This is a genomic window from Campylobacter sp. CNRCH_2007_0968H (assembly GCF_025773245.1).
GTDB lineage: Bacteria > Campylobacterota > Campylobacteria > Campylobacterales > Campylobacteraceae > Campylobacter_D > Campylobacter_D lari_D.
In genome coordinates this window covers 67256-91541 of the sequence record NZ_JAKMTQ010000004.1, presented here as the reverse complement: position 1 = coordinate 91541, position 24286 = coordinate 67256, and the positions used below count along the sequence as shown (strand labels likewise).

The window sequence follows — 24286 nt, the reverse complement described above, 5'->3', positions numbered from 1 at the left end:
GGATGGAAAATGTTTGAAGAAATTCATTTTAATACCATAGAAAGACTTCCAAATTATGTTTTTGCTGAAGTTAATGCGATTAAAATGGCAGCAAGAAGAGCAGGGGAGGATATAATAGATTTTTCTATGGGAAATCCTGATGGTAAAACTCCTCAACACATTATAGATAAACTTTGCGAAAGTGCAAATAAAGAAAAAACTTCTGGTTATTCTGCTTCGAGTGGAATTTATAAACTAAGACTTGCAATTTGCAATTGGTATAAAAGAAAATACGATGTTGATTTAGATCCTGAAAGTGAAGTAGTTGCAACGATGGGTTCTAAAGAAGGCTTTGTAAATTTAGCAAGAGCCGTTATTAACCCAGGAGATGTAGCTATTGTACCTACACCCGCTTACCCTATACACACTCAAGCTTTTATCATAGCAGGTGGTAATGTAGCAACTATGAATTTTGATTTTAATGAAAATTATGAATTAAATGAAAATACTTTTTTTGAAAATTTACAAAAAACACTACATGAAAGTATTCCGCGTCCAAAATATGTAGTAGTAAATTTTCCGCACAATCCTACAACAGTCACTGTGGAAAGAAGTTTTTATGAGAGATTAGTTGCAATGGCAAAAAAAGAAAGATTTTATATTATTTCTGATATTGCTTATGCAGATTTGACTTTTGGTTCTTATAAAACCCCTTCTATTTTTGAAGTTGAAGGTGCTAAAGATGTAGCGGTGGAAACTTATACACTTTCAAAGTCTTACAATATGGCAGGTTGGCGTGTAGGTTTTGTAGTGGGTAATAAACGCTTAATTGTGGCTTTGAAAAAAATCAAGTCTTGGTTTGATTATGGTATGTATACTCCTATACAAGTTGCTGCTACTATAGCTTTAGATGGAGATCAAACTTGTGTTGAAGAGATTAAGGCAACTTATGCAAAAAGATTAGAAGTCTTGCTTGATTCATTTTTTCAGGCAGGATGGGAGCTGAAAAAACCTAATGCAAGTATGTTTGTTTGGGCAAAACTCCCTCAAGGTAAAGCTCACCTTGGAAGTATGGAATTTTCTAAACAGCTTTTGCAAAAAGCAAATGTAGCGGTAAGTCCTGGAGTTGGTTTTGGTGAAGCGGGTAATGAGTATGTTAGAATAGCTTTAATAGAAAATGAAAATCGCATTCGTCAAGCAGCAAGAAATATAAAAAAATATTTAAGAGAATAAAATGAAAATCGCAATTTTGGGATATGGTACGGTAGGAAGTGCTGTTGTAGAGACTTTGCTAAAAAATCAAGATTTAATCAAAGCAAGATGTGATGAAGAAATTATTCCAGTAATTGCTTTGGCAAGAAATCCAAAACCAAATGCATTAATTCCTGTGGTAAATGATATTGATGAGATTTTAGAGCGTGAAGATATTGATGTATTTGTGGAGTTAATGGGTGGTATTGATTTACCCTTTGAGATAATTTCAAAAATTTTAAAAAGAAAAAAAGCAGTGGTAACTGCTAATAAAGCTTTGCTTGCTTATCATCGTTATGAGCTTGAAAAATTAGCACAAGATACAGCTTTTGGTTATGAGGCGAGTGTAGCGGGTGGAATTCCTATTATTAAAATTTTAAAAGAGGGCTTGAGTGCTAATAATATTGTTTCTATTAAAGGTATTTTAAATGGCACAAGCAATTATATTTTAAGTAAAATGACCGAAGATAATACCAAATTCCAAGAGGTGTTAAAAAAAGCACAAGATTTAGGATATGCTGAAGCTAATCCCACTTTTGATATAGAGGGTTTTGATGCAGCGCATAAACTTTTGATTTTAGCAAATATTGCCTATGGATTAAGAGTAAAACCTGAAGATATTTTGATTGAGGGTATTAGCAAAGTAAGTAATGAGGATATTTATTTTGCAAAAGAATTTGAATATACCATAAAACACTTGGGTATTGCTAAGATTAAAGATGAAAAAATAGAATTAAGAGTTCATCCTACCATGCTTAGCAAAGATAAAATACTAGCAAAAGTTGATGGGGTAATGAATGCTATTAGTATTGATGGAGATGTATTGGGTGAAAGTTTATATTATGGCCCAGGAGCAGGTGGCAGGGCAACTGCAAGTGCTGTTATAGCTGATTTAATCGATATAGCAAGAAAAGAAAAAAATAGTGCTATTTTTGGGTATTTAAATGATACTTCTTATAAACTTTTAAGTAAAGATGAAATTTATACAAGATATTACTTAAGATTAAAGGTATTAGATAAAATAGGAGTTTTATCAAAAATCACACAATTAATGAGCGAACATCAAATTTCAATCGATACTTTCTTGCAAAAACCTAAAAAAGAAAAGCAAGATTATAGTACTTTATTTTTCATCACTCATCAAACTTATGAAAAAAATATACAAATTTTAACTCAAAAGCTTAGAGAACAAGAATTTGTAAAAGATGATGTTTTTATGATGAGAATAGAAGAGTAATGGCATTATTTGAGTATCTTTTTGGTAAAAAAGGAGAAGAGTTAGCGTGTGAATTTTTAAAAACACAAGGATTTGAAATTTTAAAAAGGAATTTTTATTCTAAATTTGGAGAAATTGATATTATTGCTAAAAAAGATAAAATTTTACATTTTATTGAAGTTAAAAGCACGCAAGGTGATTATGAGGTAGAATATAGATTAGATAATAAAAAATATAATAAAATTATTAAGACTATAGAATATTACTTTATGAAACATAAAAATGATGAAAATTATCAACTAGATTTACTTTGCGTATATAAAGATGATGTAAAACTTTTAGAGAACATTAGTTATTAAGGGAATGTTTATTCTATTTTAATAGAATTTGAAAAAACAAAGGAGAAAAAATGGGAAAATATATTGATTTAACTACAGAAAATTTTGCACAAGCAAAAGAAGGTGTAGCTTTAGTAGATTTTTGGGCTCCATGGTGCGGACCTTGCAGAATGCTTGCACCGGTAATTGATGAGCTTGCAAATGATTTTGATGGTAAAGCTAAAATTTGTAAAGTAAATACAGATGAGCAAGGTGATTTGGCTGCACAATTTGGTGTAAGATCTATCCCAACTATCATTTTTTTTAAAGATGGTGAAGTAGTTGATCAACTAGTTGGTGCTCAATCAAAACAAGCTTTAGCAGATAAACTAAACTCACTTTTATAATCTTAAGCCACTTTTTGTGGCTTTTATTCATATTTTTTACTATTTAATAATTTTTATTATTTATAATTAAAGAAAAATTTGTATAATACTTATAAATAAAACTATAAGGAAAATATCATGTTAGATTTAGCTATTATAGGTGGTGGACCTGCAGGTTTGAGCGCAGGTTTGTATGCTACAAGAGGTGGATTAAAAAATGTTGTAATGTTTGAAAAAGGTATGCCTGGTGGGCAGATTACTTCGAGTTCAGAGATAGAAAATTATCCTGGAGTTGCTCAAGTTTTAGATGGAATTTCTTTTATGGCTCCTTGGAATGAACAATGTATGCGTTTTGGTTTAAAACATGAGATGGTAGGTGTTGAGCAAATTAGTAAAAATTCTGATGGAAGTTTTAATATAAAATTAGAAGGCGGTAAAAACGAACAAGCAAAAGCAGTTATTGTTTGCACAGGCTCTACTCCGCGTCGTGCTGGTTTTAAAGGCGAGGATGAATTTTTTGGTAAAGGTGTGAGTACTTGTGCAACTTGCGATGGCTTTTTTTATAAAAATAAAGAAGTGGCTGTTTTAGGTGGGGGAGATACTGCTTTAGAAGAAGCTTTGTATCTAGCTAATATTTGTTCAAAAGTGTATTTAATCCACAGAAGAGATGAGTTTAGAGCAGCACCTTCAACAGTTGAAAAAGTAAAAAATAATGACAAAATAGAATTAATCACAAATGCGGTTGTTGATGAGGTTTGCGGTGATAATATGGGTGTTAATAAAATTAAAATAGCATTTAATGATGGTTCTAAAAGAGAGCTTGATGTGCCTGGAATATTTACCTTTGTTGGATTAAATGTAAGAAATGAAATTTTAAAACAAGATAATGGTGAATTTTTATGTGCTATGGAAGAAGGTGGTCAAGTTAGTGTTGATCTTAAAATGCAAACTAACATAGCAGGGTTATTTGCAGCAGGTGATTTAAGAAAAGATGCTCCAAAACAAGTAATATGTGCAGCAGGCGATGGAGCGGTTGCAGCGCTTAGCGCTTTAGCTTATAATGAAAATTTACACTAGAATTTCTAGTGTAAATTGATTAACTTCCAATAACTCCGCCATCAATTTTACTTATTGCTATTATACTTGATCTTGGTGTTTTGCCATAAGGAAATTGACTGCCTTTTAATTTCTCTCCTGGATGTTGAATTCCAACAAACATAGTTTTATAATCTTGACTAAAAGCAATTCCTGTTATTTCGCAAGCTATTGGTCCTGTTAAAAATCTTTTTATTTCCCCTGTTTTTGGATTAGCTGCTAACATACAATTATTTCCCATGCCTTCAAATTCTTCTTGATTAGAATAGTTTCCATCAGTTTGTATCCAAAGGCGACCATCTCTATCAAAACTTAATCCATCAGGGGAATTAAATTTATTATTACTTGTAATGTTGTTTGAGCCTTTATTTAAACTTGTTTGATTATCAGGGTTTCCTGCAAGTGCAAAAATTTCCCAAGTAAATTCATCGTCTTTATGAGAATTTTTATGCTCCCATTTAATTATTTGTCCGTAAATATTTTTTGTTCTCGGGTTTGCTGGATTTGGGTTATTGTTTTTTTTATTGTTTGTTAAGGTAGCAAATACTTCTTTTGAGCCACTTTCTTTATGGCTTGCTATCCATTCACATCTATCCATAGGAGTTGCATTTACAATAGTTCCAGCAATTCTAGCATTGATTAACACATCTGCTTGAGAGTTAAAACCATTTTTTTTATTAAGGTTATTTTTACCATATTCTAACTCAATCCATTTTCCACTCCCTCTAAAATTTCCTATTTTTCCATTAAATTGTGCTACATATAAGGTTCCTTCATCTAAAATTTTGCTAGTATCTAGACCTTTTTTATATTTATGTTTGCTTATAAATTTATAAATAAATTCATTGGCTTCATCATCTCCCATATAAATTACAACGGTTCCATCATCTTCTACAATTAATTCTGCATTTTCGTGTTTAAATCTTCCAAGAGCTGTTCTTTTTATAGGTATGTTGTTTGGATCAAATGGATCAATTTCTACAACCCATCCAAATTTATTTGCCTCGTTTGGATTTTTACTTAAATCAAATCTTTCATCAAATTTTTCCCACCCATATTGACTTTGAGCTTTAAATCCAAATCTAAGTTGCTCTTTTGAAAATTTAATTTTTTCATCTAAACTTCCAAAAAAATCATTTATATTTTCTTCGCAAGTAAGATAAGTCCCCCAAGGTGTTTTTCCATTGGCACAATTATTTAAAGTTCCATATATAAAATTTTCATTTTGAAGTACTTGTTGTTTTGCTGGACCACTAACGCTCATTTTTGTATTTGCATCGATTCTGCGGTTGTATTTAGAATCAAGCACCACAGACCATTGATCTTTTTCTTTTTTTATTTCAAAAATACTCACCCCTAAATTTGCTTGTTCATATAAAATATCATCTAAGCTAAGATTTTTACCTTGATGTTTAAACATAATTTCAGGATTTATATATTCATTATTAATAGCTAGTATAGCCCTATCTTTTGAAAGAGGAAAAAAACTCATACCATCGTTATTGTCCCCAAAAGTTAATTTAGCATTTTCCACAGCTTTTTTATCGATATTTTTTTCTTCATCATAAATAGATGCTTTGCTAAAAAGAGGATCGCCCCATGAGATTAAAATATCTGCTTTGTAGCCATCTGGTACGATAACTTTATCTTCTGTGCTAGCAGGTATTTCTTTAAAATTTAGCAAATCCTTATCTTTTAATAAACTCGCATTTAAATTTGAGCTAGCAAAAAATGCTACCATAGAACCCAAAGCTGAACCTTTCAAAAATGTTCTTCTTTTCATAAAACTCCTTTTAAAAATGTGTTATAAATTTAAAGTTTTTTGGAAACTTTTTGGAAACTTTTGCTCATGGTATGTAATATTGTATTAATTAACTTAGTGATACAATTTCTCACTGCAAATATAAAGGATAAATTTATGATATGTATAGGAATTCATGGGAGCAATGGTCGCATGGGTAAACAAATTGAAAATTGTTTACAAGATCAAAAAGATGCTAAAGCAAGTGCATTTTTTTATCAAGGATCAAGCTATGAAGAATTTTTTAACAAATGCGATGTAATAATTGATTTTTCTTCCCCGAAAGGTTGTGAGGATTTGTTGTTATACGCAAGAAGCAATCCTAAACCTTTAGTGATAGGTACTACAGGATTAGATGCTAAGCAAAATGAGTTAATGCAAAGTGCAAGCATTACTATGCCAATTCTTTATGCTACCAATATGTCTTTGGGTGTAGCTATTTTAAAAAAACTTTCATGTTTAGCAAGTGAAGCTTTAAGGGATTTTGATATAGAAATACTTGAAATGCACCATAATAAGAAAAAAGACGCTCCAAGTGGTACAGCTATGACTTTAGCACAAAATGTCGCTAAGGCTAGGAATTTAGATTTGGAAAAGGTTAGAGTAAGTGGTAGAGATGGGATTATTGGTCAAAGAAGTAAAGATGAAATCGCAGTGATGAGCTTAAGAGGTGGTGATATAGTGGGTTCTCATAGAGTTGGATTTTATAATGATGGTGAATTTATAGAATTAAATCATAGTGCTACTTCAAGAGCTACTTTTGCTATGGGGGCTATTAGATGTGCTAAATGGCTGGTTTCTCAAGAAAATGGCTTATATGATATAGACGATTGTTTAGGAATTTAAATGTGTGCGGTAGTTGGAGTAATTAATTCAAAAAATGCAAGCACGGTGGCTTATTATGCTTTATTTGCTATGCAACATCGTGGCCAAGAAGCAAGTGGAATTAGTGTAAGTGATGGTTTAAATATCAAAACTCATAAAGCTAAAGGTGAAGTAGGACAAATTTTTAATACTCAAATTTTAGCAGATTTAAAAGGTAGTATAGCTATAGGGCATAATCGTTATTCTACCGCCGGAAATTCTTCTTTGCATGATGCACAGCCTGTTGCAGCTACTTGTTCTTTGGGTGATATTTCTTTAGTGCATAATGGAAATTTGATTAATAAAGAAGAAGTTAGAAAAGAGTTAATTGACAATGGGGCTATTTTTCATTCTAATATGGACACAGAAAATGTTGTACATTTAATAGCAAAAAGCAAAAAAGAAACTTTAAAAGATAGGTTTATAGAAAGTCTAATGCAAAGTAAGGGTGCATATTGCTTTATGTTGGCCAGTAAAAATCAACTTTTTGTGGTAAGAGATCCTTATGGGGTTAGACCTTTATCTTTGGGAAAATTAAAAGATGGTGGATATATTGTAGCGAGTGAAACTTGTGCTTTTGATTTGATAGAAGCTGAATTTATCCGCGATATAAAGCCCGGTGAAATGCTAGTTTTTACTCAAGGTAGTGATGAGTTTGAAAGCATTCAAGTTTTTGATAAAACAGATCCAAGAATTTGTGCATTTGAATATATTTATTTTGCTAGACCTGATAGTATTATAGAAGGTAAAAGTGTATATGAAGTGCGTAAAAAAATGGGTGAAGCCTTGGCTAAAAAATTTAAAGAAAAAGTAGATTTTGTAGTGCCTGTTCCTGATAGTGGAGTAAGTGCTGCTATAGGTTTTGCGCAATATTTAAAAATTCCACTTGAAATGGCCATAGTTAGAAATCACTATGTTGGAAGAACTTTCATAGAGCCAACTCAAGAAATGAGAAATTTAAAAGTAAAACTGAAATTAAATCCTATGAAGAAAGTTTTAGAAGGTAAAGATATAGTGGTGATTGATGATAGTGTAGTAAGAGGAACAACTTCTAAAAAAATCATCACACTTTTAAGACAAGCAGGTGCTAGAAAAATTCATTTGGCTATAGCTTGTCCAGAAATCAAATTTCCTGATATTTATGGTATAGACACTCCAACTTTTGAAGAGTTAATTTCAGCTAATAAGAGTATTGAAGAGGTTAGAGAATATACAGGTGCAGATAGTTTGACTTTTTTAGATATTAATGAGTTAGTTTCAAGCATAGGCAATGAAAGAAAATATTCTTTGATTAGTTTTGATGGGGATTATTTTATTAAATAATCCTTATCTGCATTTTAATTGTTTAAAAATTTTATAACTTTGAAAATGAGGTGGCAATCCCACTTCAAAAGAAAAGTCTTTGTAGGTATGACCTGATAATTGATTTGCAATGTTAATATTATACGAAACATCTCTTTGTTGTTGATTTGCTTTTTTTATGCTATCAAAATTTTGTTGATTAAAAATTTCTCCACTGATTTCATGCTTTTTATTATTATCAATAATTCTAAGTTCTAAAAAGCATTCTGAAATTTTAAAATTAGTATCGTTGGTTACTCTACCTTTTATAATAATACTTTCTGTAGCTAAGCGTCTGTAGGTTGAAAAATTACTCAAACTAGCTTTTTTTGTGTATTGATCTATAGTTAATAATAAAGAAATAGTTAAGATTGAGGCTAATATAAAACTTATTATGCAAAAAATTATCATATATTTTTTGTTTTGTATTTTTAAATAGAATAAAATCCAAGTAAGGAAAGTTGAAGCTAGCATAATAAAAATGATAAGAATATGAAAAAAAGTAAAATATCCCATTAAAAACACTTTGAATTAATTTTAATATCAAAATCTTGACCTTCATTAAAATCGGAAAATTTGGTTTTTAGATTAATAGTTTGGTTGGGACTTATTGTTTTTTCGATAGTGGTAGATTTGCTTCTTAATGGTTTTAATAAATGTATTAAATTTTTAAAAGTATTATTTTCATCGCTTTTTCTAAATACTTCTACTTTTATTTTGCAAAATTTAAAACTTTTTTTAGAAGTATTTGTCAAGCTATAATCAACACTTAAAGAATTATCATATACAAAAAATTGAGCATTATCTAAGCTGGCTATTCTGGATCTAACTTTAGTATCAATTAAAAAATATCCCAAATACGCAATACTAAGTGAACATAAAATTCCTAAAAAAATTATAATAAAAGCAAAAGTAGGTTTGTTTCTAACAATCAAAGCAATAAATAAAGTGACAATGAAAAAGAATACAACTAAAGCCATTAACAAAAAATCGATCAAGTGCAAATGAGCTGTATAAAAGATCATTTGCTCTCGGATATGTTGAACATTCATTATCACTTCTTTATTTTTTAATTTGCTACTGAACTTGTTCTTTTATTATCTTTGCTATCAACCCAAATATTTGGCACAGCTCCACCTGGTGTTAAGAAAATTTTAGCATCTTTATTGACTTTAAGTGCTTCATTAAATTGCTTTTGGGTTTCAATTTGTTTTAAATCAAGTAAAGGATTATTTAAACTTTTTGCTATTTCTCTATTTGAATATGCTTGTGCATCAGCTTCAATTTTTACGGCACTTGCTCTACCTTTAGCACTAATAATAGTTGCATTTGCCTCCCCTTCAGCTAAAGCCGCTTTTTTAAGTGCTTCTTGGTTAGCTCTTTCAACTTCATATTTAGTTCTTTCAGCTTCTTGTTTAGCAATTTGTACTCTTTCGATTTGTTCTTTTACTTTTATAGGTAAGATAATTTCTCTAAGCTGAACTGCTTGAAGCTCTGCTGGCTCATTTGGTTGGCTTTCAATAGTTTTTCTAATGCCCTGATCAATTTGCACCGCTATAGTATTACGATTTGTTGGAAGCTCTTCTGCAGTGTATTGACCTACAACATTTCTTACAACATCTCTTACTACTGGATCTATGATTTTATTTTCCCAATTAAGCCCCCATGTTGCGATAGTTTGAGGAACTTGTAAAGGATTTAATCTGTATTGAACGGTTACATCAATAGATACAGGCAAGCCTCTTGAATCAAGCACTGAAATACTATTTTTATTAACAACGCCTGATCCTATTTGTAAATTTTCATTTATTCCTTCGATTGAAGCATAGTTGATTTGTCTTACTCTAGTATCTACGATAGTGATTTTTTGCAGTATAGGCATAAAAAAATGAAGTCCTGGTTCAAGTGGGGTAGGGCTGTATTTACCTGTAGTGGATTTGATCCCCATTTCCCCTGAATTTACTATTGCAAAAGGTTTAAAAAGTGCAAAAACTAAAATAATCGCAATTGCACTATAAATTAATGGGGAAAATTTCCCAAAACCTTTGAAATTAAATTCTGGTGTTTTGAAGTTTAAATTTTGCTTATTGTTGTTTTGATTGTTTTTTTTATTAAAATAATCATTCAAATCAGCTGGCATTTAGTTCCTTTGTTAAATATAAGTTAGCATAGAAGCGTATTTTTCATTGCGTCCATAAACTATATCAAAATACGCATTTTGGAGCTTTGTCGTTAGCTCACCTCTTTTTCCATCTCCTATAATTCTTGCATCAATATTATTTATCGGAGTTATTTCTGCTGCAGTTCCTGTGAAAAATGCTTCATCAGCTACATAAACTTCATCTCTTGAAATTCTTTGACGCACTACACTTATGCCCAAATCATGTGCAATTTTTAAAACAGTATCTTGAGTGATACTTTTTAATGAAAAATCATTTGGTGGTGTGATTAGCTTATTATCTTTAATCATAAAAAAACACTCACCTGTTCCTTCTGCTACAAAACCTTCTTCATCGAGCATTAAGGCTTCCTCATATCCTGCTTCTATAGCTTCATATTTAGCCATTTGAGAATTTAAATAATTTGCACTTGCTTTTGCTTTACCTAAGCTAGATTTTACACTATTTCTAGCAAAAGAAGAAATTTTAACCTTAATACCTTTTTCTAAGCCTTCTTCACCTAAATAAGCACCCCATTCCCAAGCAGCAATAGCTACCCTAACAGGAGCTTTAGCATGATAAACTCCCATAGTACCATCACCTAAAAAGATTAATGGTCGCAAATAGGTGTTATTTTGAAAATTATTTGCTCTTAAAAGTTCAACTTGTGCATTTTCAAGTTCTTCTTGAGAAAAAGGAGAATTAATTAAAGTAATTTTTGCAGACTCTAAAAGTCTTTTGGTGTGTTCTTTTAATCTAAAAATTGCTAAACCATTTTGTGTTTTATAAGCTCTTGTTCCTTCAAAAACTGCATTTGCATAATGTAATGAATGTGTTAAAACATGAATTTTTGCATCATCAAAATCAATGATTTTTCCATCCATCCAAATTTTTTTTGCCCTAATCATAACTAAGCCTTTTTGTTGAAAATAAAACTAATTTTATCAAAAATATACTAATAATTACTAGAATATAGTAAAATTATTATATTTGAAACAAGGAAAAATCATGCCAATTATAAATATCAAATTAGCTAAACCAGAATTTAGCAAAACACAAAAAGAAGAGTTAATAGCAGATATTACAGAACTTTTACATACAAAATACAACAAGCCAAAGCAAAATATAGTGATTATGTTAGAAGATATTGAGCCATATAATATTGCTTTTGGTGGCGAAAGTGTAGAAAAATTAAGATTGAAAGATAAAAAATGAAAGAATTGCAAATTGGTGATAAAGCTCCTGTGTTTGAACTTTTAAATCAAGATGGAGTTAAAATTTCTTTAAGTGATTTCTTGGGTAAAAAAATTATTTTGTATTTTTATCCAAAAGATAACACCCCAGGTTGTACCACACAAGCTTGTGAATTTAGTCAAAGTTATGAGGATTTTTTAGAGCAAAATGCTGTGATTATAGGTATTAGTCCAGATAGTGTTAAATCGCATGAAAATTTCATAAAAAAATATGATTTAAAACACACTTTATTAAGCGATAGTGAAAAAGAAATTTGCAAACTTTATGGTGCTTGGGGTTTAAAGAAAAATTATGGTAAAGAGTATGAGGGGCTTATAAGATCTACTTTTGTGATTGATGAAAATGGAAAAATCTCAAAAATTTATAAAAATGTAAAAGCTAAAGATCATGCTTTTAAGGTGTTAAAAGAATTATGCTAGTGCATATTTGCTGTAGTGTGGATAGTCATTATTTTATACAAGAATTAAGCAAAACTTATCCTGATGAGAAAATTATAGGTTTTTTTTATGATCCAAATATTCATCCTTATAGTGAGCATGAACTTAGATTTTTAGATGTTAAGCGTAGTTGTGATAAATTGGGTGTTAAGCTTTATAAAGGTGAATATGAGTATGAAAAATGGCTTGAGAGTGTAAAGGGTTATGAAGACGAGCCTGAAAAAGGCGCAAGATGTCAAATTTGTTTTGATTTTAGAATGCATAAAAGTGTTGAATTTGCTCAAAAAATTGGTGAAAAAAAACTTACAACAACCCTTTTAACATCCCCTAAAAAAGACTTAGAGCAGCTAAAATTAGCTTTACAAAAAGAATGCGATAAATTTGGTATAGAGTTTTTGGCACCTGATTTTAGAAAAAATGGAGGCACGCAAAGACAATTTGCCTTAGCTAAGCAAGATATGCTTTATCATCAAAATTATTGTGGGTGTATTTATGCACTTTCTAAACAAAAAGGTCAAAAAGCTTTTATAGATGAGCTTATGAGTCCTGTAAATAAACAAATATTACCTTCAAGCATAGAAGAAAAGATAAAATTTTACAATCAAGTAAAAAAATTAGAAAAAAAGGGTGTTAAATTTGAAATTCAAAGAGAGAAATTTTTAAATTATCGCTTACTAAGAGCTTTGATAAAAGAAAACAAAAAAGCCATAAAAACTCATGTTTTATTTTATTCTCATTTTAAAAATTCTTACACTAAATTTAGTATTTTAGAAGAGGATTTAAAGTGCTATAAAAGCGTAAAGGATGAGATTAATTTATGGAGTTTTGATTATTTAAATAGTTTGTGCAAAATGCGATTTAAAAATTTTGAAGATTTTTTACAAAATCCTTTAAAAATAGAGCAAGAAATCAAAATAAGGCAAAAGCATTTTGGCGCTTATGATCTTTCGCCGGTGATTATTGTTGAAAACATCACCAAAGGTGCTTATGAATTTATAGCAAAAAGTGAAATTTATTTTGATAGTAAAGAAAAGATTGTGAAGTTATAAAACTTAACTAGTTTGTTAATATTTTTTTTGTAAAATCTGAATTTTGAATATATTTTAAGGCTAAATTTATGATAGATGTAATGCAAATTCAAAAAATTTTACCACATAGGTATCCATTTTTACTTGTAGATAAAATCGTAGAATTAAAAAATAAAGAAGTTGTTAGAGGTTATAAAAATATTAGTATAAGCGACCATGTTTTTATGGGACATTTTCCAGATCATCCAATTTACCCGGGTGTGTTAATTTTAGAAGGTATGGCACAAACTGGAGGGGTTTTGGCATTTGAAAGCATGGATGATAAGGTAGATCCAAGCACTAAAGTAGTATATTTTACAGGCATTGATAATGCTAAATTTAGAAATCCAGTGCGTCCAGGTGATAGGCTTGATTATGAGATGAGTGTGGTAAAAAATCGTGGAAATATGTGGATTTTTCAAGGAAAAGCTTTTGTTGATGGACAATTGGTTGCAGAAGCTGAACTTAAAGCTATGATAGTAGATAAATGATGAGCAAAATTCATCCAAGTGCTGTTATAGAAGATGGAGCTATCATAGCAGATAGTGTTGTAGTAGAAGCCTATGCTTATGTTGGAAAAAATGCCAATATAGGTGCAAATACTATCATCAAACAAGGTGCAAGAATTTTACCTAATGTAAGCATAGGTGAAAATTCTAAAGTTTTTTCTTATGCCATAGTTGGAGATATTCCACAAGATATATCTTATAAAGATGAGATAAATTCAGGTGTTATTATAGGAAAAAATGCAGTTATTAGAGAATTTGTTACTATAAATTCAGGTACAGCTAAGGGTGATGGTTTTACAAGAATAGGCGATAATGCTTTTATAATGGCTTATTCTCATATTGCACATGATTGTTTGCTTGGAGATAATATTATTTTAGCAAATAATGCTACTTTAGCAGGTCATGTGGAACTTGGAGATTATACTGTGGTAGGTGGACTTACTCCAATACATCAGTTTGTTAAGGTAGGTGAGGGGTGTATGATAGCAGGTGCTAGTGCGCTTTCTCAAGATGTGGTGCCATTTTGCTTAGCTGAAGGAAATCGAGCAAGCATTAGAAGTTTAAATTTAGTAGGCATTAGAAGACGCTTTGATAAAGAAGAAGTGGATGTTTTAAGCAAGGCTTTTAAATTTTTATTCAGACAAGGAAGTTTAAAAGATAATGCTTTAAGTTTGCTAGAAAATACTTCTAGTGAAAATGTGAAAAAAATGTGTAATTTTATCTTAGAAACAAAAAGAGGAATTCCTATATATAAGGAAAAAAGTCATGGTTAAAAGATGTAGTTTTTGCAATGAAATAGAAACAAGTGAAAGAAGAATTTTAGTAAATGATTATAATAATGCCTTTATATGTGAGTATTGTGCCGAAAGTGCTTGTAATATTTTCTTTGGAGAGGAAAAAGAATTAAAAAATAAAGAAGTTGATAAAGAAAATTTTAAAGATATTACTCCTAAGGAATTAAAAGCATATTTAGATAAATATGTTATCGGGCAAGATAGAGCTAAAAAAATCTTTAGTGTAGGGGTGTATAATCACTACAAAAGGCTTTTTAGATCTGACTTAGAAGATGATGATACAGAATTAGCAAAATCAAATATTTTATTAGTAGGCCCAACGGGAAGTGGAAAAACTTTACTGGCACAGACTTTAGCTAGATTTTTAGATGTGCCTATTGCAATTTGCGATGCGACTTCTTTAACTGAAGCAGGTTATGTGGGAGAAGATGTTGAAAATATCCTTACTCGTCTTTTGCAAGCTGCTGATGGAGATGTGCAAAGAGCACAAAAAGGGATTATATTTATCGATGAGATAGACAAAATCGCAAGAATGGGCGAAAATCGCTCCATTACAAGAGATGTAAGTGGTGAGGGCGTGCAACAAGCCTTACTCAAAATTATCGAAGGATCTTTGGTAAATATCCCACCAAAAGGCGGTAGAAAACACCCAAATCAAGACTTCATACAAATAGATACAACTAATATTTTATTTGTGTGTGGCGGGGCTTTTGATGGTATTAGTGATATTATTAAAAGAAAATTAGGCGATAATGTCATGGGCTTTTTTACTGATGATAAAAAAGATGAAAAAGAAGCTTTACTTCAAAGACTAGAGCCTGATGATTTGGTGCATTTTGGGCTTATTCCTGAACTTATAGGAAGATTACATGTGCTTGCTTCTTTAGAAGAGCTTGATGAAGAAAGCATGGTGCGTATTTTAACTGAGCCAAAAAATGCCATTATTAAGCAATATCAAAAACTTTTTGCTATTGACAATGTGGAATTAAAATTTGAAGATGAAGCACTAAGAGAGATTGCTAAGCTTTCACTAGAGCGTAAAACAGGTGCTAGAGGTTTAAGAAGTATTATTGAAGAAATGATGGTAGATTTGATGTTTGATTTGCCAGAGTATAATGGATATAGCATAGTAATTACTAAAGAAGTGATCAAAGAAGGTGCAAAACCTTTATTTATAAAAAATAAAAAAGTTAAAGGCTGAGAATGATTTTAGATCAAATAATTGGATTTTTTTCAAGTGATATGGGGATTGACTTAGGTACTGCAAATACTTTAGTTTTGGTAAAAGATAAAGGTATAGTGATTGATGAACCTTCGGTTGTTGCGGTAGAGCGTGAAAGATATGGTAGGGTTAAAATTTTAGCTGTTGGAAAAGAAGCTAAGGAAATGGTAGGAAAAACCCCAGGTAATATCGAAGCAATCCGTCCTATGAAAGATGGTGTGATTGCTGATTTTGATATGACTGAAAAAATGATCCGTTATTTTATAGAAAAAACTCATAGAAGAAAATCTTTTTTAAGACCTAGAATTATCATTTCAGTTCCTTATGGATTAACCCAAGTAGAAAGAAAAGCAGTTAGAGAAAGTGCGTTAAGTGCGGGTGCTAGAGAAGTATTTTTGATAGAAGAACCTATGGCAGCAGCTATTGGTGCAAATTTACCAATTAGAGAGCCTCAAGGGAGCTTGGTGGTAGATATTGGCGGTGGTACTACTGAAATTGGTGTTACTTCTTTGGGCGGTCTTGTGATTTCAAAATCTATCCGAACAGCTGGTGATAAGCTTGATACTAGTATAGTAAATTATGTAAAAGAAAAATACAATCTTGTCATAGGTGAAAGAACGGGCGAGGAAATCAAAATCGCAATAGGCTCAGCAGTTCAGCTTCCAAAAGAGCTTTCTATGGTAGTTAAAGGACGCGATCAAGTAACAGGATTGTTAAATAGAATAGAGTTAACAAGTGAAGATGTAAGAGAGGCTATGCGTGAGCATTTAAAAGAAATTGCTGATGCATTAAAAATCGTTCTTGAAATGATGCCGCCTGATCTTGCAGCTGATATTGTTGAAAATGGTGTTGTTTTAACAGGAGGCGGAGCTTTAATACGCGGTCTTGATAAATATTTATCTGAAATTGTAAAACTTCCAGTATATGTAGCTGATGAGCCACTTTTAGCAGTGGCAAAAGGCACAGGTAAAGCTTTGGAAGAAATTTCTTTATTGCACCAACTAACGAATGAAGAGTAAAATTCTTAGTGTTTTAATTTTATCTTTTTTAGTGTTTGTTTCGTTTTATTATGGAGATATAATAAAACGAAATGTTTTAGATTTAAATATTGCTATTGTTAATCAGTTTTCTCAAAGCATTAATCTTTTAAAAGATAAATTTAATGAGCATTTTAATCAAGCTCAAGAAATTAAAAAATTAAGAGAAAGAAATGCTGAACTTGAAAAAAACAATATCTATATGAAAAACTTTGCCAATGAATTAAACAATATTTTAAGTGATAAAAATTCAAGTTTTTATTATCCTAATGTTAGTTTAGTTAAGGCAACTTCTTATGCTCAAATTAGCGATTATCATAAGGTTTGGCTTGATGTGGATTATAAAGGAAAAATTAAAGGCTTAATTTATAATGGCTATACAGCAGGCATAGTTATAGAAAAAAATGGTAGAGCTTTGGGACTTTTACAAGGTGATGAAGAGTGTATTTTTTCCGTATATATAGGTAAGGAACAAGCGCCAGGTATAGCTCATGGTAGAAATGATTATGTTTTAGTTAAATATATTCCTAAATGGCTTGAACTTAAAATGGGTGATAAGGTTTATACAAGTGGCTTAGATGAGATTTTCTTTTCAGGAATTCCAGTGGGCGAAATTTTTAAAATAGAAGAAGAAGGCGCCTATCAAAATGCATATGTTAAACCTTATGTAAAAATGAAAGTACCAAGTTATTTTTATATGGTAGAAAATTTTTAATAAAAAGTTATTTATTTTAGTTGATATAAATTATTATTTACTATTAAATATTAGAATTATCTCCGAATTTTAAAAATTTAGGAGATTAAATGAAAAAATATATCAGTAGTTGTTTAGCTTTTTGCTGTTTAAGTGGTGCTATTTATGCAAATGAAGTGGAATATGATGCACAAAAAATAGCAGATATTTTTTATCAACTTAATGCTGATCCTAAAAATCCAAAAGCAAAAGTTAATCATGCAAAAGGCTTTTGTGCTATGGGAACTTTTGAGCCAGCTTTGTCTATTAATAAAGAAGTTGATGTGCCTTTGTTAACACAAAAAAGTTTGCCAATCCAAGTAAGATATTCTTTGGGTGGAGCTTTTAAAGATGATAAAAGCAAAACAAGAGGTATGGCTATTAGAATTACTGATCCTAAAGATTCTGCTTCTTGGACTATGGTTATGCTAAATACAGAAATAAATTTCGCAAAAAATCCTAAAGAATTCGGTCAGTTTTTTGAAATGAGACTTCCTGTAAATGGTAAAATCGATCAAGAAAAAATAAGCAAGATGATGCAAGAGGTTGATTCTTATAGAAATTTTGCTGCATATACTGATAAAATTGGCATTAGTAAAAGTGTAGCAAATACTCCATTTTTTAGTATTCATACTTTTTATTTTAAACAAGCAAACGGAGAAAACTATTTACCAGCAAGATGGAAATTAGTTCCAAGTGAAGGTGTGGCATATTTAAATGAAGCACAAATGAAAAGTGCGAGTAGTGATTTTTTAAAAGAAGATTTCCAAAATCGTGTAAAAGCTAATAAGCCGGTTGAGTATAAAATGTATTTAGTATATGCAAATAAAAATGATATTACCAATGAAACAACGGCTTTATGGAGTGGTAAGCACAAAGAAAGTCTAGTTGGGACTTTTAAGGTTAATGCCTTGAGCGATGAAGATTGTAATTTTGATGTATATTTTCCTTCGGATGTACCTCAAGGGGTTAATCCACCACAAGATCCTTTATTTGATGTAAGAAATGAAGCTTATGCTATAACTTTTGGTAAGCGTCAATAAAATTTAGCTCTTTAAGAGCTAAATTCTTTGTTAAATTCAACTTCTAAAAAACTTATATTTGTTATAATTTGGCTAAAAATTTAGCTTAGGAAAATACATGCCAAAAAGAACAGATATAAAAAATATATTATTAATAGGCAGTGGGCCTATCATTATAGGTCAAGCTTGTGAGTTTGATTACTCAGGAACTCAAGCGGCAAAAACTTTAAAAGAGCTAGGTTATAGAGTAGTTTTGATCAATTCTAATCCGGCTACGATTATGACAGATCCTGAATTTGCTGATGCAACTTATATAGAACCAATTACCAAAGAAAGTATTCTAAGTATTATCAAAAAAGAAAAAATCGATGCGATTTTACCTACTATGGGTGGCCAAGTTGCTTTAAATGTTGCTATGGAAGTTTATGAAAGTGGCGAGCTTGCAGATGTAAAATTTTTAGGTGCAAATCCTGAAGCGATTAAAAAAGGCGAAGACAGACAAGTTTTTAAAGAATGTATGAAAAAAATCGGCATGGATTTACCAAAATCTATGTATGCGTATAATTATGAAGAGGCTTTAAAAGCTGTTGATGAGATTGGCTTTCCTTTGATGATTAGAGCTTCTTTTACCTTAGGTGGTGCAGGAAGTGGCGTGGTATATAATATGGATGAGTTTGCAGAACTTGCAAATACTGCTTTAGCGCTAAGCCCTATCCATGAAATTTTAATCGAAGAAAGCTTACTTGGTTGGAAAGAATACGAAATGGAGGTCATTAGAGATAAAAATGACAATTGTATTATCGTTTGCTCTATTGAAAATGTCGATCCTATGGGAGTTCATACAGGCGATTCTATTACTATAGCTCCTGCTTTAACTTTGACTGATAAAGAATACCAAGCGATGCGTAATGCTTCTTTTGCTATTTTAAGAGAAATTGGAGTAGATACAGGTGGATCAAATGTGCAATTTGCTATCAATCCAACTAATGGTAGAATGATAGTTATTGAAATGAATCCTAGGGTTTCAAGATCTTCAGCCCTAGCTAGTAAAGCTACGGGCTATCCTATAGCTAAGGTAGCTACGCTTTTAGCAGTTGGATTTAGTTTAGATGAGATTAAAAATGATATCACAGGAACTCCTGCTTCATTTGAACCGGTAATTGATTATATCGTAACTAAAATTCCTCGTTTTACTTTTGAAAAATTCCCAAATGCAAGCACAGAGCTTGGCACTGCTATGAAAAGCGTGGGTGAGGTTATGGCTATAGGGAGAACTTTTAAAGAAAGCATTCAAAAAGCACTTTGCTCACTTGAGAGAAATTTAAGTGGGTTTGATACTATAGAATGTGATAAAAATGAGCTTTTAGCAAAAATTCGCCAAGCTAATGAAAAACGCTTACTTTATATAGCACAAGCTTTTAGAGAAGGTTTTAGCACACAAGAGCTTTTTGAGCTTTGCAAAATAGATCCTTGGTTTTTAAACCAAATCAAAGAAATAGTGGAATTTGAAAATCAAATAGATATGGATATTTTAAGTAATAAGCAACTATTAAGAAAAGCTAAAACCTTAGGTTTTTCAGATAAAAAAATTGCTAGCTTAATTAATCAAAAAGATAATCTTGAGTTAAGCCAAAATGATATTTATTATGCAAGAATTAAACACAAAATCATCGCTCAATATAGTGAAGTAGATACTTGTGCAGGAGAATTTGAAGCACTGACCCCGTATTTATACTCAAGTATTAATACAAATGAAGCTACGCAAGTAAAAGAAAGTAAAGATAAAAAAGATAAAAAAGTGATGATTATAGGTGGTGGACCAAACCGCATAGGACAAGGCATTGAGTTTGATTATGCTTGCGTGCATGCTTCTTTTGCTCTAAAAGATATGGGTGTAAAAACTATAATGTATAACTGTAACCCAGAAACGGTTTCAACAGATTATGATACGAGTGATATTTTGTATTTTGAGCCAATTGATTTTGAGCATTTAAGAGCGGTTATTGATAGAGAAAGACCCGATGGAGTGATAGTGCATTTTGGTGGTCAAACCCCGCTTAAATTTGCAAAACGCCTTAGTGCTTTTGGAGCAAAGATTATAGGAACAAGTGCAAGGGTAATAGATTTAGCTGAAGATAGAAAGAAATTTGCTAAATTTATTGAAGATCTAGGTATAAATCAACCTAAAAATGGCACAGCCATAAGTGTAGAAGAAGCGATTATAAAAGCAAATGAGATAGGTTATCCTGTGCTTGTTAGACCAAGTTATGTTTTGGGTGGTCGTGCAATGCGTGTAGTGCATGATGAGAGTGAGCTTAGACTTTATATGCAAGAAGCAGTAGATGTGAGTGATAAATCTCCGGTATTAATCGATCAATTTTTAGATAATGCAACTGAGCTTGATGTAGATGCGATAAGTGATGGAAAAGAAGTTTATGTAGCAGGTATTATGGAGCATATTGAAGAAGCAGGAATTCACTCAGGCGATAGCGCTTGCTCTTTACCTGCTGTAAATATTGATGAAGCTATGCTTGAAATGATTGAGCAAAAAACAAAAGATATTGCTTTAAATTTAGGTGTAGTAGGGCTTTTAAATATACAATTTGCTATTTATGATAATAAACTTTATATGATAGAAGTAAATCCAAGAGCTAGTAGAACCGTGCCTTTTGTGAGCAAAGCCACAGGAATTCCTTTAGCTAAGGTTGCAACGCGCGTGATGTGGCAAGGAAATTTAAGAGAAAGCTTGAAATTTTATGACACCTTTAAAGTGGTAGAGGAAAAAAACGGAATTTTAAGAGCTAAAAAACCAAAACATATTAGTGTAAAATCAGTGGTATTTCCTTTTGCTAAACTTAGCGGAAGCGATCTTGAGCTTGGACCTGAAATGCGCTCAACCGGTGAAGTTATGGGAGTAAGTAAAGATTTTGATAACTCTTATGCAAAAAGCCAACTTGCTTCTTCAAATTTCTTACCAGAAAGTGGTAATGTGTTTTTATCACTAAGAGAGCAAGATAAAAAATATGCAGTAGATTTAGCTAATGAGTATATTAAGCTAGGATTTAAAATCATTGCTACAAGTGGTACTTATAAAGTTTTACAAGAAGCGGGCTTGGAGTGTGAGTTTGTGCATAAAATTTCTGAAGGACGCCCGAATGTAGAGGATAAATTAAAAAATTCTCAAATTCAACTTGCTATAAATACTAGCGATGAGCATAGTTTTAAAGGCGACACTAAAAAAATTAGAGCAAATATTTTACGCTTTAAAATCCCATATTTTACAAATCTAAGAGCAGCTTATGCGGGGATTAAAGCTATCAAAGCTATACAAAATAAATCATGTCTTGAAGTAAAGAGCTTACAAGAATACTTAAAAACATGATTTATCTTGCTCAAACTGATACAACAGCAGGGTTTTTAAGTAAGGACTTAAAAGCCCTTAATACTTTAAAAAAAAGGCCCTTAAAGCAAGATTGTTTAATTACTACGGCTAAATTTAGTGAGCTTAAAAAACTTACAAGAGTGCCAAATTATTTTAAAAATACTATTAGAAAATCCAAAAAAACTACTTTTTTATATCCTAATTCTAAAGCAATACGCGTTGTGAAAGATTGCACTCATGAGGAATTTTTAAAAAAGTTTGATTGGCTTTATTCTACTTCTGCAAACATTCATGGAAAAAAATTTGATCTAAATTGGGCTATGCAAAATGCAGATAAAATAGTAGATGAAAAGTTTTTTGAAAGTGGGGCCTCAAAGATTTTTAAACTTCGAGGCATTAAAAAAGTTAAACTGCGTTAATTTCCAAGCGGCCAAAATACTTTTGGCTCTTCGCCGATTTTTGCTTGTCCATGATACATTCCAAGTTTATCTTTAGTCCAAGCATAACCAACTTTTCCATTTTTATCTATTGAAATAATTCCGCCTGTACCACCAAGTTTTGCAACTTGTTTGATGGTTTCTTGGGCTGCTTTTTGCACTGAAAGTTTTTTGTATTTGTATAAAGACGCAACTTCATGAGCTGCAGCTACTCTTATGTAAATGTCACCTGTTCCTGTGCAAGAAATTGCTACTGAGTCATTATTTGCATAATTTCCTGCTCCTATGATAGGAGAATCCCCAATGCGTCCTGTCATTTTATTTGTAGTGCCACCTGTGCTTGTACCTGCTGCTAGGTTGCCGTTTTTATCTAAAGCTATTGCACCTACTGTGCCTAAATATGGCTCGGTGCTTACACCAAGATGAGCTTTTGCCTTATCACTATCTAATAAAACTTCCTTGCTTTTTTTAGCTTCTTGAAGTTGTTTGTATCTGTGCTCTGTAAAGAAGTATTTTTGTCCTACTATTTCTAAGCCATGTTTTTTGGCTAATTTATCAGCACCCTCGCCCGCTATTAAAGTATGGGGTGTTTTTTCCATAACAAGTCTTGCTGCTTCTATAGGATTTTTAATCGTCCTAGCCATAGCAACTGCACCTGCTTTTAAATTTTTTCCATCCATTATAGATGCATCAAGCTCATTAAATCCATCAGAGGTAAAAACAGCACCTTTCCCAGCATTAAATTCAGGACTATCTTCCATTACTTTAATAGCGGCTATAACAGCATCAACCGAGCTTCCTCCTTTTTCAAGTATGCTTTGACCTGCTTTTAAAGATTCTTTCATTACCTTTTCTCTTTTGGCAAATTCTTCTTTGGTAAGTCCTAAGCCACTTGTTCCACCATGTATAACGATGATAGGTTCAAAATCTTTTGCAAAGACATTATTGCTTAGTAAAAATATTAAACTAGTTAATGTCAATAAAATTCTTTTACTACAGGTTAAAAATTTCATTATTTACTCCTTTTTTAAAATTATTTATTATATTTAATAAAAATTAAATATAACTAAAATTTAATTAATAAATGAGTATTTTTAGGACAAAAATTCTACTTTTTATTTTTATAGGTGTTATTTTTGAAAAATTTTTTAGAAATTAATTAAAATGTTTTTATATTTATTGCAAAATTAGGAGGTATTTTAATGTTTAAAACTATTGTAGCTAAGAAAATATCATTTTTCACAGCTTTGATTTTGGTTGTTGGATTTGGTATTTTTGTTGGACTAAATTATTATTCGTCTAAAACGGATATTCTTCAAAGTATTGTAAGTGGAAAGCAAGAAAGTGTTAAAAATGGAAAAAATTTTTCAGATTTATACTTCAATACCAAGATAGAGAATATTAAAAAAATCGCTGCAAATATTATTGAACATAAAAATGTAAGTGAGGAATATATTGGTTCTTTTTTAGAAAAGATGTTTGGTTTTTATTCTTTTAATGCTATTTATGTTGGGTATGAAAAAGATGGTAGCTTAATTGATGTAGATATTAATTCTAAAGGAAAACATTTTATTTTAAATCAAGAAAAAGATGGTTTTGATGCTAGAGAACGCGTGTGGTATCAAAATGCAAAAAATAAAAATAAGGTAAGCATTTCAGAACCTTTTTTAGATGTCGTAACTAAAAAAATAGCTTTGTCAGTGTCAATTCCGATTGTTATTGATGGGAAATTTTATGGAGTTTTAGCAGGCGAGTTTTTTCTAGATGATATACGCAATGCTTTTGGAAGATTAAAAACTACTGCAAGTAATAATGTGTTTTTAATCAATGAAAGAAAGGAAATGATAGCTCATTCTTCTGCTAATATAGATTTTTATGAAGACAATGAAGTTAAAGAAGTGTTAAAAAATTTTGTTAATGTTGCAAGTGTAACTCCAAATGAAACTACTGATTTGATTTTGTATAAACTTAAAGGTCAAGAAC

The 24286-nt window shown here is 31.1% G+C and carries 24 protein-coding genes and 1 pseudogene; 19 read left to right on the top strand and 6 right to left on the bottom strand.

Going from position 1 to position 24286, the window contains the following annotated elements; all coding sequences use genetic code 11:
* Positions 1–9: 9 nt before the first annotated feature.
* The 5 genes from L8Y18_RS03465 to trxB all read left to right on the top strand — a co-directional run bounded on the left by L8Y18_RS03465 (position 10) and on the right by trxB (position 4226).
* Positions 10–1212: an LL-diaminopimelate aminotransferase gene (locus tag L8Y18_RS03465; RefSeq protein ID WP_263676241.1), complete on the top strand. Its 1203-nt coding sequence runs from the start codon at positions 10–12 to the stop codon at positions 1210–1212.
* A 1-nt stretch (position 1213) separates the two neighbouring features.
* A complete protein-coding gene (locus tag L8Y18_RS03460; RefSeq protein ID WP_263676240.1) occupies positions 1214–2467 on the top strand; it encodes a homoserine dehydrogenase in 1254 nt (417 codons plus the stop codon).
* Positions 2467–2805, top strand: coding sequence for a YraN family protein (locus tag L8Y18_RS03455; RefSeq protein ID WP_263676239.1), 339 nt, complete (start codon positions 2467–2469; stop codon positions 2803–2805). Before L8Y18_RS03460 ends, L8Y18_RS03455 begins: the two co-directional genes overlap by 1 nt.
* 50 nt (positions 2806–2855) lie before the next feature.
* Positions 2856–3170 carry a thioredoxin gene (gene trxA, locus L8Y18_RS03450; protein WP_039619298.1) on the top strand — a complete coding sequence of 105 codons (315 nt, stop codon included), beginning with the start codon at positions 2856–2858 and terminating at the stop codon, positions 3168–3170.
* A 117-nt stretch (positions 3171–3287) separates the two neighbouring features.
* A complete protein-coding gene (gene trxB, locus L8Y18_RS03445) occupies positions 3288–4226 on the top strand; it encodes a thioredoxin-disulfide reductase (protein ID WP_263676238.1) in 939 nt (312 codons plus the stop codon).
* Between the two features lie 19 nt (positions 4227–4245).
* On the opposite strand, the gene L8Y18_RS03440 is transcribed toward trxB, so the two are convergent.
* Complete coding sequence (locus L8Y18_RS03440; RefSeq protein ID WP_263676237.1) at positions 4246–6027, bottom strand: PhoX family protein; 1782 nt, start codon at positions 6025–6027, stop codon at positions 4246–4248.
* A gap of 135 nt (positions 6028–6162) precedes the next feature.
* Here L8Y18_RS03440 and dapB point away from each other — a divergent pair, with 135 nt between their 5' ends.
* A complete protein-coding gene (dapB, locus tag L8Y18_RS03435) occupies positions 6163–6891 on the top strand; it encodes a 4-hydroxy-tetrahydrodipicolinate reductase (RefSeq protein ID WP_133319502.1) in 729 nt (242 codons plus the stop codon).
* The gene (gene purF / locus L8Y18_RS03430) at positions 6892–8232 is read left to right on the top strand and encodes an amidophosphoribosyltransferase (RefSeq protein WP_220566553.1); all 1341 of its coding nucleotides are present in this window, start codon (positions 6892–6894) and stop codon (positions 8230–8232) included.
* 3 nt (positions 8233–8235) lie between these two features.
* On the opposite strand, the gene L8Y18_RS03425 is transcribed toward purF, so the two are convergent.
* Genes L8Y18_RS03425 through ilvE form a run of 4 tightly spaced genes read right to left on the bottom strand, consistent with a single transcriptional unit; the run spans position 8236 to position 11317 of the window.
* The gene (locus L8Y18_RS03425) at positions 8236–8724 is read right to left on the bottom strand and encodes a DUF2393 domain-containing protein (protein ID WP_259443337.1); all 489 of its coding nucleotides are present in this window, start codon (positions 8722–8724) and stop codon (positions 8236–8238) included.
* Positions 8725–8765: 41 nt separating this feature from the next.
* Positions 8766–9302, bottom strand: coding sequence for a DUF2393 domain-containing protein (locus L8Y18_RS03420; RefSeq protein WP_263664566.1), 537 nt, complete (start codon positions 9300–9302; stop codon positions 8766–8768).
* A gap of 17 nt (positions 9303–9319) precedes the next feature.
* Positions 9320–10390 carry a prohibitin family protein gene (locus L8Y18_RS03415; protein ID WP_133319506.1) on the bottom strand — a complete coding sequence of 357 codons (1071 nt, stop codon included), beginning with the start codon at positions 10388–10390 and terminating at the stop codon, positions 9320–9322.
* Between the two features lie 12 nt (positions 10391–10402).
* Positions 10403–11317, bottom strand: coding sequence for a branched-chain-amino-acid transaminase (ilvE, locus tag L8Y18_RS03410; protein ID WP_263666599.1), 915 nt, complete (start codon positions 11315–11317; stop codon positions 10403–10405).
* A 100-nt stretch (positions 11318–11417) separates the two neighbouring features.
* Between ilvE and L8Y18_RS03405 the strand changes: the two genes are divergently transcribed.
* From L8Y18_RS03405 to L8Y18_RS03355, 11 genes are all read left to right on the top strand, one after another.
* A complete protein-coding gene (locus L8Y18_RS03405) occupies positions 11418–11624 on the top strand; it encodes a tautomerase family protein (protein WP_133319508.1) in 207 nt (68 codons plus the stop codon).
* Positions 11621–12082, top strand: a complete 462-nt coding sequence (bcp, locus tag L8Y18_RS03400) for a thioredoxin-dependent thiol peroxidase (protein WP_263659520.1) — start codon at positions 11621–11623, stop codon at positions 12080–12082. The genes L8Y18_RS03405 and bcp overlap by 4 nt, the downstream gene beginning before the upstream one ends.
* A complete protein-coding gene (locus tag L8Y18_RS03395; protein ID WP_263676236.1) occupies positions 12076–13149 on the top strand; it encodes an epoxyqueuosine reductase QueH in 1074 nt (357 codons plus the stop codon). Before bcp ends, L8Y18_RS03395 begins: the two co-directional genes overlap by 7 nt.
* 68 nt (positions 13150–13217) lie before the next feature.
* Entirely contained in the window at positions 13218–13658 is a 441-nt protein-coding gene (fabZ, locus tag L8Y18_RS03390) for a 3-hydroxyacyl-ACP dehydratase FabZ (RefSeq protein ID WP_039619275.1), read from the top strand.
* On the top strand, positions 13658–14449 hold the full coding sequence (gene lpxA / locus L8Y18_RS03385; RefSeq protein ID WP_263664602.1) for an acyl-ACP--UDP-N-acetylglucosamine O-acyltransferase: 792 nt from the start codon (positions 13658–13660) through the stop codon (positions 14447–14449). Before fabZ ends, lpxA begins: the two co-directional genes overlap by 1 nt.
* Positions 14442–15671 carry an ATP-dependent Clp protease ATP-binding subunit ClpX gene (gene clpX, locus L8Y18_RS03380; RefSeq protein ID WP_039619273.1) on the top strand — a complete coding sequence of 410 codons (1230 nt, stop codon included), beginning with the start codon at positions 14442–14444 and terminating at the stop codon, positions 15669–15671. The genes lpxA and clpX overlap by 8 nt, the downstream gene beginning before the upstream one ends.
* Positions 15672–15673: 2 nt before the next feature.
* On the top strand, positions 15674–16711 hold the full coding sequence (locus L8Y18_RS03375) for a rod shape-determining protein (protein ID WP_012662095.1): 1038 nt from the start codon (positions 15674–15676) through the stop codon (positions 16709–16711).
* Entirely contained in the window at positions 16701–17444 is a 744-nt protein-coding gene (gene mreC / locus L8Y18_RS03370; protein WP_133319511.1) for a rod shape-determining protein MreC, read from the top strand. Before L8Y18_RS03375 ends, mreC begins: the two co-directional genes overlap by 11 nt.
* Before the next feature lie 89 nt (positions 17445–17533).
* On the top strand, positions 17534–18505 hold the full coding sequence (locus L8Y18_RS03365; RefSeq protein ID WP_263664569.1) for a catalase: 972 nt from the start codon (positions 17534–17536) through the stop codon (positions 18503–18505).
* Between the two features lie 97 nt (positions 18506–18602).
* Entirely contained in the window at positions 18603–21866 is a 3264-nt protein-coding gene (carB, locus tag L8Y18_RS03360; protein ID WP_263661499.1) for a carbamoyl-phosphate synthase large subunit, read from the top strand.
* Complete coding sequence (locus L8Y18_RS03355; RefSeq protein WP_133319514.1) at positions 21863–22285, top strand: Sua5 YciO YrdC YwlC family protein; 423 nt, start codon at positions 21863–21865, stop codon at positions 22283–22285. The genes carB and L8Y18_RS03355 overlap by 4 nt, the downstream gene beginning before the upstream one ends.
* Here the strand turns inward: L8Y18_RS03355 and L8Y18_RS03350 are convergent.
* Positions 22282–23316 carry an isoaspartyl peptidase/L-asparaginase family protein gene (locus tag L8Y18_RS03350; protein WP_263659513.1) on the bottom strand — a complete coding sequence of 345 codons (1035 nt, stop codon included), beginning with the start codon at positions 23314–23316 and terminating at the stop codon, positions 22282–22284. The genes L8Y18_RS03355 and L8Y18_RS03350 overlap by 4 nt on opposite strands.
* A gap of 189 nt (positions 23317–23505) precedes the next feature.
* Here L8Y18_RS03350 and L8Y18_RS08730 point away from each other — a divergent pair.
* A pseudogene (locus L8Y18_RS08730) lies at positions 23506–24282 on the top strand (cache domain-containing protein); the annotation flags it as partial.
* Between the last annotated feature and the right edge of the window lie 4 nt (positions 24283–24286).

Coding starts and splice junctions, on each gene's coding strand:
- L8Y18_RS03350 (WP_263659513.1), bottom strand. CDS start 23,316: ATGAAATTTTTAACCTGTAGTAAAAGAATTTTATTGACATTAACTAGT.
- L8Y18_RS03425 (WP_259443337.1), bottom strand. CDS start 8,724: ATGCTAGCTTCAACTTTCCTTACTTGGATTTTATTCTATTTAAAAATA.
- lpxA (WP_263664602.1), top strand. CDS start 13,658: ATGAGCAAAATTCATCCAAGTGCTGTTATAGAAGATGGAGCTATCATA.
- ilvE (WP_263666599.1), bottom strand. CDS start 11,317: ATGATTAGGGCAAAAAAAATTTGGATGGATGGAAAAATCATTGATTTT.
- L8Y18_RS03395 (WP_263676236.1), top strand. CDS start 12,076: ATGCTAGTGCATATTTGCTGTAGTGTGGATAGTCATTATTTTATACAA.
- purF (WP_220566553.1), top strand. CDS start 6,892: ATGTGTGCGGTAGTTGGAGTAATTAATTCAAAAAATGCAAGCACGGTG.
- fabZ (WP_039619275.1), top strand. CDS start 13,218: ATGATAGATGTAATGCAAATTCAAAAAATTTTACCACATAGGTATCCA.
- L8Y18_RS03365 (WP_263664569.1), top strand. CDS start 17,534: ATGAAAAAATATATCAGTAGTTGTTTAGCTTTTTGCTGTTTAAGTGGT.
- L8Y18_RS03440 (WP_263676237.1), bottom strand. CDS start 6,027: ATGAAAAGAAGAACATTTTTGAAAGGTTCAGCTTTGGGTTCTATGGTA.
- dapB (WP_133319502.1), top strand. CDS start 6,163: ATGATATGTATAGGAATTCATGGGAGCAATGGTCGCATGGGTAAACAA.
- L8Y18_RS03405 (WP_133319508.1), top strand. CDS start 11,418: ATGCCAATTATAAATATCAAATTAGCTAAACCAGAATTTAGCAAAACA.
- L8Y18_RS03355 (WP_133319514.1), top strand. CDS start 21,863: ATGATTTATCTTGCTCAAACTGATACAACAGCAGGGTTTTTAAGTAAG.
- clpX (WP_039619273.1), top strand. CDS start 14,442: ATGGTTAAAAGATGTAGTTTTTGCAATGAAATAGAAACAAGTGAAAGA.
- L8Y18_RS03460 (WP_263676240.1), top strand. CDS start 1,214: ATGAAAATCGCAATTTTGGGATATGGTACGGTAGGAAGTGCTGTTGTA.
- L8Y18_RS03455 (WP_263676239.1), top strand. CDS start 2,467: ATGGCATTATTTGAGTATCTTTTTGGTAAAAAAGGAGAAGAGTTAGCG.
- carB (WP_263661499.1), top strand. CDS start 18,603: ATGCCAAAAAGAACAGATATAAAAAATATATTATTAATAGGCAGTGGG.
- trxA (WP_039619298.1), top strand. CDS start 2,856: ATGGGAAAATATATTGATTTAACTACAGAAAATTTTGCACAAGCAAAA.
- L8Y18_RS03465 (WP_263676241.1), top strand. CDS start 10: ATGTTTGAAGAAATTCATTTTAATACCATAGAAAGACTTCCAAATTAT.
- L8Y18_RS03415 (WP_133319506.1), bottom strand. CDS start 10,390: ATGCCAGCTGATTTGAATGATTATTTTAATAAAAAAAACAATCAAAAC.
- L8Y18_RS03420 (WP_263664566.1), bottom strand. CDS start 9,302: ATGAATGTTCAACATATCCGAGAGCAAATGATCTTTTATACAGCTCAT.
- mreC (WP_133319511.1), top strand. CDS start 16,701: ATGAAGAGTAAAATTCTTAGTGTTTTAATTTTATCTTTTTTAGTGTTT.
- bcp (WP_263659520.1), top strand. CDS start 11,621: ATGAAAGAATTGCAAATTGGTGATAAAGCTCCTGTGTTTGAACTTTTA.
- L8Y18_RS03375 (WP_012662095.1), top strand. CDS start 15,674: ATGATTTTAGATCAAATAATTGGATTTTTTTCAAGTGATATGGGGATT.
- trxB (WP_263676238.1), top strand. CDS start 3,288: ATGTTAGATTTAGCTATTATAGGTGGTGGACCTGCAGGTTTGAGCGCA.